Source organism: Pseudoramibacter alactolyticus ATCC 23263 (assembly GCF_000185505.1).
Taxonomy (GTDB): Bacteria; Bacillota; Clostridia; order Eubacteriales; family Eubacteriaceae; genus Pseudoramibacter; species Pseudoramibacter alactolyticus.
On sequence record NZ_GL622359.1, the window covers coordinates 1,462,765 to 1,475,451 of the forward strand.

A 12,687-nucleotide genomic window follows, 5' to 3' on the forward strand; every position below is an offset into this window, starting at 1 on the left:
TTTGCAAATCGCTGTGAATACAAATCGTTCAGAACCGGCCGCTTCTTTTTAATCTATGGATGATCATCCCTGTGGATGACATCGCCGCTTAATTTGGCGCTTCACCGCGCAGAATGCGCTCGGCCCAGGCCACATGGTCTGCCGACGGCGCTTCCACCCCTTCGAGGGGATAGCGCATGCCCAGCTCTTCCCATTTATAGGCCCCCAGATTGTGATAGGGCAGCACCTCGATCTTCTCAACGCCCGTCAATGTTTCGATAAAAGCCCGGGTGCGCCGGAGTGCCGCCACGTCATCGGTGTAGCCCGGAATGAGCACTTGGCGAATCCAGATCGGCTGGCCGATGGCCGACAGATATCGGAAGCAATCGAGGATGTTTTCGTTAGGGCGGCTCGTCAGCTTTAAGTGCATCGCAGGATCGATGTGCTTGATGTCAAGCATCACCAGATCCGTCACCTGCATGAGCGCTTCAAATTGCGAGGAGAAGGGCTCTTCCCGCGTAAAGGGCTCGCCGCAGGTGTCCAGGCAGGTATGAATCCCCCGGGCCTTGGCCTTGGTGAACAGCTCCAGCAGAAATTCAATCTGCAGCAGGGGCTCGCCGCCGCTGACGGTGATGCCGCCTTTGCGTCCCCAATAAGGCCGGTAACGCTCTGCCTGATCGAGCAGTTCGTCTGCCGTCATCATAATATCCGACTTCGGGTCCCAGGTGTCTGCGTTATGACAAAAGAGGCAGCGCATGCGACACCCTTTGAGAAAAATCACAAACCGAATGCCCGGCCCGTCAACAGAGCCAAAGGTCTCGATGGAATGAATCGCCCCCATTGTGCCCATGGCATTTCTCCTTTCAGCTTTTTCAAATTTTATATCGTTAAAAAAATAACTGTGCTGTCAAAGTTCGCAAACGCCTTAGTGCATGCGCTTTGCTTTCCCTTTGATGCCATTATCTTAACACGATCTGCTGCCGTGTTCTTTGATTTAAATCAAGTAATGTTATTTTTTTGTCATAGTTTTGCCGCTGAATGAGAACCACCGGCCAATCACTCGTCTGCATCCCCGTCATAAAGCGCTTTAAGCCCGCCATAATCCAGAATATGCAGTCGGCCTCGGCCAATCCGCTCGATCAGTCCGAGTTTTTCCAGTTCGCGCAGTTTGCGGCTCACCGTTTCCGGCCGCAGGTTCAAACTGGCGGCAATATCTTCCAGCTTGAGGGAAATCCACGCTTCCGTACTGCGCTCCTTGCGGTAAAGCAGGAACCCGGCCACCCGCGATTCCGGCTTGCGCGTGGTCAAAAGCATGTTGCGGATGTTGGCGTCGTGGAGCTTGCGGCTGAGCATAATGATGACATCCATGGCCACCTCCGGCGAGGCCAGCACCGCCTGCAGTGCCTTAAGGTGAATTCCGCAGGCTTCGACCGGCGTCAGACACTCGGCCGAATACGGATAGGTGCTGTTGTCCAGAAAAAGCCCCTCCCAAATCGCCTCATAACGGTCGAAAATTCCAATGATCTGTTCCCGGCCGTCGGCTTCATATCGGCAAAGCTTCACCTGGCCGCAGCGGATGATCCAAATCGTATCCGCGGGATCCCCTTCCTGAAAGAGCAGCGACGCCCGCGGGGCCTGCACCCGGTCCGCGCCGGCCAAAAGTTCCCGCTTCTGATCCTCCGGGATGCCCTGCAGCAGCGGAATATCCATCGCGCAAAGTTCATCGCAGAAATCGCATTCCTCCGGCACCAGACTTTTCTCCTTTAACATCGCGTCTCCTTTCGCTTTCCCCATCATCGTGTCTCTCCGTGGTTTGATACCCCTAACTATACAATACCCGCCCGCAAAAATCAATGCTGAGCACCGGCAATGCTATCTTAACGCGCCGTTCACGTCTGCACTTTTTAAAATTTTTACACCATTGAACACGTAATCATGTTATAATTTTCTTAATCCTTCATAAATATTTTCAGACATTTCATACACGAACGATCCTGAACGATGAGGAGGTTCTTTATGTATTGTTCTAAATGTGGCCACTCGGTAAAAGACAGCGATCAATTCTGTCCGAACTGCGGCGCGCCCAATCCCCGAGCGGAAACCGGCGCGCAGAGCGCGATGAATCCCACGCGGGTGCAGCCGGTTTATCCCCCGCCGAAGCGGGAAAAGAGCAGCCATTCTTTGGCTTTAATCATCGTAGCGGCCGTTGCGGCGGCCATCGTCTTCGCGGCGCTGTATTTTGTGCTGACCCGTCCCAGAAGCCGCCTTTCCTCTGAGAAAACCACCAAAGTCACGGTGAATAATTACGACAGTGACGGCAGCAAAACATCCGGCACCACCTCAGGCAGCCGGTCGGCCGCCAACCGCAACAGCCATCAAATCAGCAACAGTGAAATCTTCCCTACCTCGTCAAGCATCCGGCTCTCGTCCGGCGATCTCACAGGCTTGTCCGCTAAAACCCTTAACTACGCCCGCAACGAAATATATGCCCGCAACGGCCGCCTCTTTGATTCCAGCGAATTGCAAAGCTATTTTAACAACAAAAGCTGGTACAACGGCACCACCCTCCCCGACGATTTTGATGAAGACTCTCTGTCCAGCGTCGAAAAATACAACGTGCAGCTGCTTAAATCCCATGAGGATGCCCTCGGCGGCTACCAAGTCCATTAGGAGTGGGCAATGACCAAATCCCACGCACACTTTCTCATCGCATTGATGGCGATCGCGGCGGCCGTTGCCCTGGCCGCCGTCGGCCTGGACTGGCATCAAAGTGCCGCACCCAAACGGACTTCGACCGCCAAGCCACGGAAACCGGCGCAAACCACGCCAAAAACGACACCGGCCTCAAATCCCGGCGCGGGCAAAACCATCGTGCTCGACCCCGGACATTCGGCGGTGATGCCGGCCGGCACAGAGCCCATCGGTCCGGGATCCAAGACGATGAAAGCCAAGGATGCCAGCGGCACCCGGGGCACGACCACCGGCGTCACCGAGTACGCCTTTATGATGACATTGGCCCGCAAGCTTGTGCCGGTGCTCGAATCCCGGGGCTACAAAGTGATTTTAACCCGGAAAAACAACCAAACGGCCATCAGCTGCGCGGCCCGAGCACAGGTGGCCAATAACGCCAAGGCCGATGCCTTTGTGCGCCTCCATGCCAACGGAGTGGACAATGCCGCCGCCAAAGGCGCCCTGGCCATCTGCATCACGCCCCGCAATCCCTACACGGCCGGCACCTATCAAAAATCCCGGCTCCTTTCGGAAAAATTGCTGAACACCTATTGCCAAGTGACCGGAACCGAAAACAACGGCATCACCGAGGAAGACAACATGACGGGCAACAACTGGGCCAAGGTGCCCACGACCCTCATCGAGGTCGGCTACATGACCAATCCGGAAGAGGACCGGCTGATGCAAACCGACGCCTACCAGATTAAAATCGTCAATGGCATCGCCGGCGGCCTCGACGCCTATTTTAAAAATTAAACGCATGCAAAAAGCGCCTGTTGCTTTATGGCAACAGGCGCTTTTTTTTCTTCGGTCTAAAATCAGCGCACGTAAACCGGCGTCCCCACCGGAAAGGTCCTATACACTTTTTTAACCGCCCACAACGGCGTGTTCACACAGCCGTGGGAACCGCGCCCGATTAAATAGGCGTTGCCGCCATAGCCCTTGGCATCCTGCCAGCTCGCATCGTGAATACCGATGCTATTGCGGATAAAAGGCATCCAATACCGCACATACGAGCGATAACCTGGCCCGATCAGAACCGACGGGCTTTGTTTCGCGCGAATTTTATAATTGCCGGCCGGCGTGCTCATGCCCGGCCGCCCGGTGATCACCGGCGTCGATAAAATTTCGCGTCCGTTCACATACGCCTTTAACGTCTGATGTGGCCGGTCTACACAAATGCAGGTCGGAGAAACCGGCATCCATCCAAAGGCCTTTGGCGATTTCGGCACCATTTTAACGTAGGGACGCGCCGTGCTTCCCGGCGCGCGGCTCCCCTTCCTGACCAGCCGGACTTCAAAGGCTTCCATGCGCAAACTGCCGCCGCTGGTGCCAGCCTCCTGGCCATTTTTAGCCCAACCGAGCCAGCCGACATTTTGAGCATGCACCCGATAATAAACATCAAATAAAGCCGCTGCTGTGCCGCTCAGTTTTATTTGAAGCGCTTCTCCCCTTAGGCTGCGGCCTGTGGTTCCTGCTATTTGCCCGTTGCTTTTCCAGCCCTGCCAGCCAATTTTTTGCACATGCATTCGGTAATGAACCGACGAGGCCCGAACCACCCCGGAAAGATTCAAATCAATCGCTTCCACCGCACGTTTCTGGCCCGTCGTTCCCGCCATTCGACCATTCGCAATGCGGCTTTGCCAGCCAATGCCGGACACATGGGCTCGGTAGTTCACCTGGGTACCTGCCGCTACCTGGGCGGCATCCACCGACGGCATGGCCGTCGCGCCGGGAGCTCCCTGGCTTTTCTCCCGAAGCGTCACTTGAATGGCTTCCATTGGATAAGCCAAACCCGTCGTGCCGGCTGTCTTCCCGCCAGCCGTCCAATCCAGCCAGCCATAATAAGCCACGTGCGCGCGGTAATACAAATTGTAGCGCGCTGCCATCGGGCCCGTTAATTTTGCCTGTAATGCTTCCAGCCGCAGGCCCCTGCCAACGGTGCCGGCCGTCTGACCATCGCTTTTCCATGCCTGCCAGCCGCTGTTCTGCACATGGCCCCGATAGGTTATTTTTATCCCCGGCGGCAGATTCGCCGCCTGCGCGTTCATACGCACCGCTTCCAGGCGCAAACTGCGGCCCTCCGTCCCGGCTGTTGCCCCGTCTTGAACCGCATTTTGCCAGCCGGCCTGCTGCACATGCGCCGCATAACGCACAGAGCCGTTATTTAATTTTGAAGCATCCACATAAGGACGAACGGTGCTTCCCACAAAATGACTGTCGGCCGCAAGCATTTTGATCTGAATGGCTTCAACGCGCAAATCAAAGCCCGTCGTCCCGGCGTTCTCACCATCGCAGGCCCAATCCAACCAACCATAATTTTGCACATGCACGCGATAATAAAGATGGAAACGGGAGGCCTCCGTTCCCGTCAATTTCATGCGAACCGCTTGAACGGCCAGCTTCTGCCCGACGGTGCCGGCCATACCATTGGTATCGGCAGAAGAAACCGGCGCCAGCCATCCCCGCTGCGCCACATGGGCTTCATACTGAATTCCCAATTGAGCCGGATTCAACTTGTTCGAATCTTGTTGGATGCGCAGGGCCTCAATCGCAAGGCCCTTCCCCGACGTTCCCGCGAAAACATCGCCTTGATCCTGTTTCGCAAATGGAATCGGATTCTGCCAACCTTGCTGAGACACGTGTGCCTGATATTGCAGCCCCGTCTGCACATCAGCCAGCGATAATGCTTCCGACGCGTTATCCTTTGACACGGGATCTGCCGCAAAAACCATTCCCGCGCCGAACGACAGGACGACCACCATCATCAAAAGCATCAATATTCCCCGACCTGTTTTTTCCCGTGTCATCACCTTTCTCCTTTTCTTAATACAAACTGAATGTTAAAATTAATTATATCATGATTTTTTCTAAATCATCTATCGTTTTATTTATTTTTATAAATAATTTTCTCGTCTTTTACAGGCAATTAAAAATGCTGCTTTCCATTCATATAAAAGCAGCATTTTCCTTTCCAGATTATAATCTTTTGTCCATTCTAAAATCGATAGGCAGCACGCGATCAAACCCTTTTATTGATAAAATTCTCTCCTGACATCATTCGCATGATTGATCTTTCTGCTGCTGTTTTATCTATCGTCCTTTCGGCAATTTTCATTGTACCCGTCGGCACCATCTGATTGGGCGACTCCCCGACAAAAACCATTATCGCTGCAATCATCCGAATTCACGTTGCTCCCTTGGATTTCCGATTCCATAAGTCCTCCTTTCCGTTTTTAGACAAATAAAAAACAGCAAACCTTTTTGATTTACTGTTCCTGCGTTAGCTTTTATTGAATTGTTAGTTTAGCAAGCTGAGAATATCCTACTTGCAATACTCTTTTATTTTACCGGCATATTCAGTCAAAAGATTCTTTGAATAAATTTTTTCATTTCTTGAATTTCTAACTTCTTTCCAAAGAATAGAGGCTACTTTTAATTTGTTCGAATAGTTGCAACTATTTTCATCTGCACAAAAATCCTTTAAAAATTGATTCCATTGACAAACCGAATTATCATACTTGGCATAATCTGATTTTCCATAATAAACTTTCAGCATATCTTGAATTGTAAAACTCAAATCATTTTCTCTTTTTACTTTTCTCCAAGCAGTAGCCATATCAGCGGTAAATTTAAATGGTGAAACATCTGTTAAAATTGAGAAATATTCTCTAAATTGTGTGTTAAAGGAGAACCCACATTCAAGTAATGGCGTGCCTAAAGTAATAGTTTCTACTTGTTTCTTTTCATTTTTTATTGATGACTTTTTAATCAAATTGCCCTTAAAGTACTGCTCAATAATATAATTGAGTTCCTGTTTTGCACCTCTATATTCTAATCCTAATGACTTGCATATCTGTGAAAGTTCTTCACGATACCAATAGTATTTATTAAACTCATCAAACGATGTGATTTTATCAAACTCAGGTCTACTTTCTATCAATATTTTATCTCCTCAAATTTATTTGACAATGTGTACAGTAATAATTGTATAGCTATATGAATTGATAGTAATTTTGATATTTTCAACCTCACAATACCAATTTTTGCCTTGTTTGTATATATTACAATTTTTATCTAAAATCTTATTGATACAATACGCTACAACATCTTCTGTAACTATTTTTAAGTTCTTTTTAATTCTATCAATACCCATTTCAGTAGTATGCACTTTATCTATGTTATCTAATAATATTTGCTTATCTTCCATAATACATTCTCCAAATCACATTATCATCTATCTATGTCAGTACAAAAATAAATTCCACCTAAGAAATCATAAATATTATAACATTTTTTCGCTTAGTTTTATAGGGCTAACTCGTTTATCTTTGCCTGTGTTAGCTCAATTGAATGTCCCTGTAACTACTGGCTGATGAGTTTTTTTCTTTTGTTTTGTAACTGCTTGATTTCTTCATCTGCCATTAAGATTTTTTCTTCTATGTTTTTCATTGTTCGTGTCCTCTCTTTCTATTTTGAGCAAAGAAAAAACAGTAAACCTTTTTTGATTTACTGTTTCTGTGTTAGTTTTATTAAATTGTTAGTTCAAGAAACTTGAAGTTGTCATACAATCAATTTACTTGCCAGCTTGTAAACTTGTTTTATTTCTTTACTTTCTAAATGCCAGCTATCAAATTCAATTTTAATCAACTCTGGGAATTTCTTACTAATATCCCTTAAAGCATTTCCAACCGATTTTCTTACATATTCGCTTCCATCTTCTTTTAAGTTTGCAATTCTTTCAATAGCTTCCTTTGGATTTTCTTTGAAATATGGTCTACTTGTCCATATTCTCAACCCCTCTGTAACTGCTCTCCTTGTATTTGGATTTCTATTTTCTAACCATTCATCAATAATTGAAAGTGCTTTTTCATAGCCTGTTTTCTTGCAAAATTCATCAAACGCCTTTGCCAATACTTCCTGAACTCTCCAATTATCATCTTTAGAAACTTCATCTCTCATAAATATTAAAATTTCTTCATCTGCTGATAAATATCCAAAGAGAAACACGCCGTACATTCTAACTTGATATACATTGGATTTATAAGCTAAAAATGCCAATTTTTTGCTATACTCATTATCATTAGATTTATAATCAACAAAGGCTCTTTTTTCTTGCTCTTTAAAGCCATTTTCTATCAAAGAGAATTCTTTTTCCAAACTCATAATATACTCTTTCAAATAGCCTCGCCTCCTCACAAAAATCAGTTTTATTTGTCTATATTAACAAATATTATAGCATTTTTAAGGCATTTTTTCTACTGTCATATTTCTTACTCACTTGCTACTATTTTCCCTTAGAATGTATTATCTTGAACAGCTTATCTTAAAATGTTTCCTTGCTCTTTTTATCAAAATATATCTCCGTTACAAAGGTCTTTCCATTTATCTTTTTTGTTAGAATGCCATCAGGCTTTTGGTGTTGTGGTCGTTCTTCTGTCTGTATTTCTTTAATATCTGTTTTTTTCTTCATTCTTGTTTTCTTCTTTCAAATTTTGAGTAAAGAAAAACAGTAACCCCTTTTTTGATTTACTGTTACTGTATTAGTCTTTACCGAGTTATTGGTTATACGAAACGGGGATTTGTTAATGCACGTTCTTTTCAGATCGCTTATTAAGCAACTTTATCCACTTCTTTTGTCTGTGCGAGTAAAATGCTTTTGCCCACAAATATACAAACGGTGTTTTCCATCCTGCCCCGATTTCTACCTCATCGGTGTATTCGGTTTTGCCGTCAGCAGTTCCTTTGAGAATAATTCGATGATTCCACATGGGACAAAAAGGATTGCCCTCATTTGTATAGATGTTGTCCGGGTTGAATTCCCTAACATTGATCACATGAACACCGAGCGTAATGAAGCCAAACATCTTAAAATCGAAAGAAAAACTTCTGCCAACTTCCCAAACCAGTTCAGTTTGTCCTTTGGGGCTTTTGAATGTTGCGTAGGGCTTGGCAATATATGCAAGTGTATCAAATCTTTGCAGCAGTGCAAAAACATTGCTTTGCTTCGCCGGAAAAACGGAAGTCTTTTTGACAATCATTTTCATTTATCGTTCCTCATTTCCGAAGCGGGTAATCGCCTCGACAGATTCTGATTTTTCTGTTTATATTAATAAATATTATAACTATTTTTAAGCCATTTTTTCTATATCGGCTTTCTGTGGCACTTGACAGTTCCCTATAAAGTTAAAATAAACATCGACTTGTTGTTTTCTGTCTTTGCCTTGTCTTCCGCCTGTAGCTTCATGGACTACAACTTTTTCTATATACTCATTGTTCATTGGTACTGTCAGTTCCTCAATGTCTGTATATTTCTCTGTCATTTTCAGGAATTTATCGGTGTCAACTTTTCTCTGATGGTAGGTTTCTATTTCCTGTTCAAAATGTAGATACTTTATTTTCTTTTACTGCTTTTATCATCTTTTGAAATCCCTCTCTATCAAAGGTTATTCCGCTTACGCCATCATCGGCATAGTGATAGATATTTACAAAGCCGTTTCTTTTGGCATAACTTTCAAGTAGCTGCTTTTGGTTGGTGATGGAATTGCTTTCTCCCTGCATTTCATCATCACGACTTAAACGCTCATAAAGGGCTGTTTGTCCTGTCCTTTTCATATTTGACATGAGAATTACCTCCTTTCCAAGTTTTTATTATTTTCTCTGTCCCTAAGAGGTTAATCCTTTCCGGACGATAAATAAAAAGGACTGTAAGTTGATGCTCACAGCCCTCTTTGTTTGTCCTTCCCATCGGAAGACGTTCTATAATTTAATTCAATTCATTTTTTAATTTTGGTCACACCGCCCATATAGTGCACCAGCGCATCCGGAATGGTGATGCTGCCGTCGGCATTTTGATAATTTTCAAGCACGGCGGCAAAAGTACGGCCGACCGCCAGGCCGGAGCCGTTAAGCGTGTGCACATACTGGGTGTGCTTCGTCGCCGGGTCGCGGTAGCGGATATTGGCGCGGCGCGCCTGATAATCTTCAAAGTTGGAGCAGGACGAAATTTCCACATAACGGCCATAGCTCGGCATCCACACTTCAATGTCGTAGGTCTTGGCCGAGGAGAAGCCCAAATCGCCGGTACAAAGCTCCACCACGCGGTAAGGAATCGCAAGCTGCTGCAAAATGACCTCGGCATCCGCGGTGAGCTTTTCGAGTTCATCATAGGAATCTTCCGGCCGGACAAACTTCACCATTTCCACCTTGTCAAACTGGTGATTGCGGATCAGCCCGCGGGTATCCCGCCCGGCAGAGCCGGCTTCTTCGCGGAAACAGGGGGTGTAGGCCGTGTAATAAATCGGCATCGCGTCATCGGGAATGATTTCGTCGCGGTGGATATTGGTCACCGGCACTTCCGCCGTCGGCACCAGAAAAAAGTCTTCCCTTTCGAGATGGAAAGCATCTTCTTCAAATTTGGGCAGCTGCCCCGTGCCCGTCATCGAGGCGCGGTTCACCATAAACGGCGGCGCGATTTCAATGTAATCCTGATCGACGGTATGCACATAGAGCATGAAGTTCGTCAGCGCGCGTTCGAGCTTGGCGCCCAAGCCCTTGAACATCGAAAAGCGTGCCCCGGTGAGCTTGTGCGCCCGGTCAAAGTCGAGAATATCCAGCTCCGTCCCCAGATCCCAATGGGCCTTGGGCTCAAAATCGAAGGCGGTGGGTTCGCCCCATTTGCGGATTTCGACATTTTCGCTGTCGTCCAATCCCACGGCCACCTCCGGATTGGGGATATTCGGCAGGCCAAGCAGCTCGTTTCGAATGGCCTGATTGATGTCGGCCAGCGCTTCATCATCCGCCTTGATCTTTTCAGAAACGGCCTTCATTTCGGCAAAGAGCGGGGCGAGGTCTTCCCCGGCCAGCTTGCGCTGGGGGATGGCCTTGGACGTCGCGTTTTTCTGCGCCTTGAGGGCTTCCACCCGGCCGATGATTTCCCGGCGCTGATTGTCCAGTTCGAGCACCTTGTCCACCGAGTATTCGCCGCCGCGGCTGCCCAGCGCCGCCAATACGGCTTCTGGATTCTGACGAATGCGTTTAATGTCGAGCATTGATATTTCTCCTTCGATCCTTCACCGCTGCAGCCTCCCGCTGCAGCGCATCATTTGAATTTAATTGGCTCTATGATACCACAACGCCTGCGGATTTGGCAATTTTCTCCCGCATTAAAAAGAAGCCTGCATCGCAGGCTCCCTTCGTTTTATATCTATCGATTAATGTTGCTGTTTTCTTGCCCGCAGCCCTAAATACAGGCAGGCGCCCATCATCGTCACCAGCAATGCCGCATAAAGCCGAGGCTCGGCGGCGTCGCCGGTCTTCGCGGCGCCGGTGCGCTTGGCCGCCGCTTTGTTCACGCTTGCTTTCGGAGTCCCTTTCGTTTTGTCATCGGTTTTATGATTGTCCGGTTTGACCACCTGCGTTTCGCCATAGATCAAAGTCCAATCCGGGTAACCGCTCGACGTAATGACCATCTTCACCCCTTTGGGATTCGTCACGCCGGCTTTGCTCAGATCGATCCGGCCGTCTTTGCCGATAATGGGCACGGCATTCCGCCCCGTGGCCGGATAATCTTTTCCGTTTACGCGGACCTTGGGGATGTTAGCGATGTAATTGCTGAAGTCGCCGTCGGCGGCATCATCCTTCTTCACGATCGCTTCGCCTCCGGTGTATTGGGCCGGCCGCGTTTCGGTGGTGATCATAAAGGTCGTGGTAACCGGTGCATACGTGCCGCTCGTATCCGTCGCGGTCAATGTCCTGGTCCCCGGCTTGAGTCCCGCGACGGGCAGCTTCCCGCCTTCGGGATTCACGCCGACACCATCAATGGCATAAGCCGGTTTAAAACCACCCGGCAAATCAGCCTTCAGGGCCGTCGTGGCGTCTTTAACGGTCGCGTTATCCGCTTTGAGCGTCGCATCCTTCGCGATAATCGGCACCTTTATATCGTTGATGTCGACGTTAAAGTTGCCGTCCGAAGTGTAATAGGTCAGGGATGTAATGGTCTTCCCCGACAAAGCCGCGTCGTCTGCATTCCAGCCGATTTCAATTCCCCGCCAAATATTGGCCAGATGGCGCATGGCAAATTGGCCGCCGTCCTTGGTCTTCACAATCACGCCGTAAACCTTGGTGTTATTGTCTTTTACAAATGCACTGCTGTCCTTGAAGGTCATCTCATAATCAGCGTGATGACCGCCCGGCGTCAGTTTTGCCTCGGCTGCCACCGTCTTAACGGCCGCCGTGGTTTTGCCAAAGGCAAGCTGTCCGCCTTTAACCGCAGCTTCTTTATAGAACGCCGGCTTTTCGCTTAACGCATAGTACGAATAATTCGGATTTTCGAACAGCTGCCCGCCGTTCGCATAGGTGGTTGTCACCTGCTGCCCGCGAAGCGTTAGCGTAATGCTCAAAGGCGCGGTCGAATCGGTCACGACCGTACCGCCTTTGGCTTTTAATGCCGCGAGCGCTTCTGCACTGCTGACCTTCACCGGATAGGTCACCCCGTTGATGGCCGCGCCGGATGCATCGGCATGATAGGATCCGCCAACCAAACTGCCGGCCCGAGGTTTGACTTTTGTCGCCGAAGTCACGGTATCCACCCCGCTGATGCCCTCACCTTCGTAAAATGCACTATAGGGGATATTCACCAAAAAATATTGGTCGGATCCTTCGGCGTGCGCCGTCGGCGGCAGCACCGCCAACAGCATGGCCAGACAGCAGGCCATCACAAACCATTTGCAGCGCCAACTGATTTTCGTTTGCATTTCTCTCTCCTTTCAGAAAACTTTCAAAAAAACATATTCAAAGCTGCCTTCTCGAGACGCTTTCCCCGAATTTTTCGCCAATGACCGGCGCAAAGTCAGCTCCTCTTAAAAGCATCTTTATCCCATTATATTTGTAAGGATAGGCTAAGTCAATCTTTTTTGTAAGTTTATACAAACTTTCCAAGACCCTTTGTTTGTCTGCCGTCATTCGCAAGCACGATTT

16 protein-coding genes are annotated in these 12,687 nt (G+C 48.2%); 2 read left to right on the forward strand and 14 right to left on the reverse strand.

Annotated features, from left to right (window positions below):
* Positions 1-88: 88 nt before the first annotated feature.
* A complete protein-coding gene (gene pflA, locus HMPREF0721_RS07000) occupies positions 89-829 on the reverse strand; it encodes a pyruvate formate-lyase-activating protein (protein WP_006598964.1) in 741 nt (246 codons plus the stop codon).
* 206 nt (positions 830-1,035) lie between these two features.
* A complete protein-coding gene (locus HMPREF0721_RS07005; RefSeq protein WP_242821862.1) occupies positions 1,036-1,749 on the reverse strand; it encodes a Crp/Fnr family transcriptional regulator in 714 nt (237 codons plus the stop codon).
* Between the two features lie 246 nt (positions 1,750-1,995).
* Between HMPREF0721_RS07005 and HMPREF0721_RS07010 the strand changes: the two genes are divergently transcribed.
* Positions 1,996-2,649 carry a YARHG domain-containing protein gene (locus HMPREF0721_RS07010; protein WP_006598967.1) on the forward strand — a complete coding sequence of 218 codons (654 nt, stop codon included), beginning with the start codon at positions 1,996-1,998 and terminating at the stop codon, positions 2,647-2,649.
* A gap of 9 nt (positions 2,650-2,658) precedes the next feature.
* Complete coding sequence (locus tag HMPREF0721_RS07015) at positions 2,659-3,465, forward strand: N-acetylmuramoyl-L-alanine amidase family protein (RefSeq protein ID WP_006598968.1); 807 nt, start codon at positions 2,659-2,661, stop codon at positions 3,463-3,465.
* Positions 3,466-3,527: 62 nt separating this feature from the next.
* Here the strand turns inward: HMPREF0721_RS07015 and HMPREF0721_RS07020 are convergent, their stop codons facing one another.
* The 12 genes from HMPREF0721_RS07020 to HMPREF0721_RS12265 form a co-directional block, all read right to left on the reverse strand.
* The gene (locus HMPREF0721_RS07020; RefSeq protein WP_006598969.1) at positions 3,528-5,519 is read right to left on the reverse strand and encodes a L,D-transpeptidase family protein; all 1,992 of its coding nucleotides are present in this window, start codon (positions 5,517-5,519) and stop codon (positions 3,528-3,530) included.
* Between the two features lie 515 nt (positions 5,520-6,034).
* A complete protein-coding gene (locus HMPREF0721_RS07025) occupies positions 6,035-6,652 on the reverse strand; it encodes an SAP domain-containing protein (RefSeq protein ID WP_006598972.1) in 618 nt (205 codons plus the stop codon).
* 18 nt (positions 6,653-6,670) lie between these two features.
* Entirely contained in the window at positions 6,671-6,919 is a 249-nt protein-coding gene (locus tag HMPREF0721_RS07030) for a DUF3781 domain-containing protein (protein WP_006598973.1), read from the reverse strand.
* A 155-nt stretch (positions 6,920-7,074) separates the two neighbouring features.
* Entirely contained in the window at positions 7,075-7,161 is an 87-nt protein-coding gene (locus HMPREF0721_RS12820; protein ID WP_425595045.1) for a hypothetical protein, read from the reverse strand.
* A 111-nt stretch (positions 7,162-7,272) separates the two neighbouring features.
* The gene (locus HMPREF0721_RS07035; protein ID WP_006598975.1) at positions 7,273-7,890 is read right to left on the reverse strand and encodes a DNA alkylation repair protein; all 618 of its coding nucleotides are present in this window, start codon (positions 7,888-7,890) and stop codon (positions 7,273-7,275) included.
* A 145-nt stretch (positions 7,891-8,035) separates the two neighbouring features.
* A complete protein-coding gene (locus HMPREF0721_RS11845; protein WP_006598976.1) occupies positions 8,036-8,182 on the reverse strand; it encodes a hypothetical protein in 147 nt (48 codons plus the stop codon).
* Between the two features lie 112 nt (positions 8,183-8,294).
* Entirely contained in the window at positions 8,295-8,756 is a 462-nt protein-coding gene (locus HMPREF0721_RS07045) for a hypothetical protein (RefSeq protein ID WP_006598977.1), read from the reverse strand.
* 84 nt (positions 8,757-8,840) lie between these two features.
* Positions 8,841-9,107 carry a DUF4368 domain-containing protein gene (locus tag HMPREF0721_RS12825; protein WP_345740220.1) on the reverse strand — a complete coding sequence of 89 codons (267 nt, stop codon included), beginning with the start codon at positions 9,105-9,107 and terminating at the stop codon, positions 8,841-8,843.
* Positions 9,088-9,333: a recombinase family protein gene (locus HMPREF0721_RS12830; protein WP_006598979.1), complete on the reverse strand. Its 246-nt coding sequence runs from the start codon at positions 9,331-9,333 to the stop codon at positions 9,088-9,090. Before HMPREF0721_RS12830 ends, HMPREF0721_RS12825 begins: the two co-directional genes overlap by 20 nt.
* Before the next feature lie 152 nt (positions 9,334-9,485).
* Positions 9,486-10,760: a serine--tRNA ligase gene (gene serS / locus HMPREF0721_RS07060; RefSeq protein ID WP_006598980.1), complete on the reverse strand. Its 1,275-nt coding sequence runs from the start codon at positions 10,758-10,760 to the stop codon at positions 9,486-9,488.
* Between the two features lie 162 nt (positions 10,761-10,922).
* Positions 10,923-12,464, reverse strand: coding sequence for a hypothetical protein (locus HMPREF0721_RS07065; RefSeq protein ID WP_006598981.1), 1,542 nt, complete (start codon positions 12,462-12,464; stop codon positions 10,923-10,925).
* A gap of 37 nt (positions 12,465-12,501) precedes the next feature.
* A partial coding sequence (locus HMPREF0721_RS12265) for a hypothetical protein (protein WP_040639978.1) occupies positions 12,502-12,687 on the reverse strand: 186 nt, incomplete at its 5' end.

What these genes read in the sequence shown, in the direction of transcription:
- pflA (WP_006598964.1), bottom strand. Translation starts at nt 829, where the DNA reads ATGGGCACAATGGGGGCGATTCATTCCATCGAGACCTTTGGCTCTGTT.
- serS (WP_006598980.1), bottom strand. Translation starts at nt 10,760, where the DNA reads ATGCTCGACATTAAACGCATTCGTCAGAATCCAGAAGCCGTATTGGCG.
- HMPREF0721_RS07045 (WP_006598977.1), bottom strand. Translation starts at nt 8,756, where the DNA reads ATGAAAATGATTGTCAAAAAGACTTCCGTTTTTCCGGCGAAGCAAAGC.
- HMPREF0721_RS12830 (WP_006598979.1), bottom strand. Translation starts at nt 9,333, where the DNA reads ATGTCAAATATGAAAAGGACAGGACAAACAGCCCTTTATGAGCGTTTA.
- HMPREF0721_RS07005 (WP_242821862.1), bottom strand. Translation starts at nt 1,749, where the DNA reads ATGTTAAAGGAGAAAAGTCTGGTGCCGGAGGAATGCGATTTCTGCGAT.
- HMPREF0721_RS07015 (WP_006598968.1), top strand. Translation starts at nt 2,659, where the DNA reads ATGACCAAATCCCACGCACACTTTCTCATCGCATTGATGGCGATCGCG.
- HMPREF0721_RS07065 (WP_006598981.1), bottom strand. Translation starts at nt 12,464, where the DNA reads ATGCAAACGAAAATCAGTTGGCGCTGCAAATGGTTTGTGATGGCCTGC.
- HMPREF0721_RS07010 (WP_006598967.1), top strand. Translation starts at nt 1,996, where the DNA reads ATGTATTGTTCTAAATGTGGCCACTCGGTAAAAGACAGCGATCAATTC.
- HMPREF0721_RS11845 (WP_006598976.1), bottom strand. Translation starts at nt 8,182, where the DNA reads ATGAAGAAAAAAACAGATATTAAAGAAATACAGACAGAAGAACGACCA.
- HMPREF0721_RS12820 (WP_425595045.1), bottom strand. Translation starts at nt 7,161, where the DNA reads ATGAAAAACATAGAAGAAAAAATCTTAATGGCAGATGAAGAAATCAAG.
- HMPREF0721_RS07020 (WP_006598969.1), bottom strand. Translation starts at nt 5,519, where the DNA reads ATGACACGGGAAAAAACAGGTCGGGGAATATTGATGCTTTTGATGATG.
- HMPREF0721_RS07030 (WP_006598973.1), bottom strand. Translation starts at nt 6,919, where the DNA reads ATGGAAGATAAGCAAATATTATTAGATAACATAGATAAAGTGCATACT.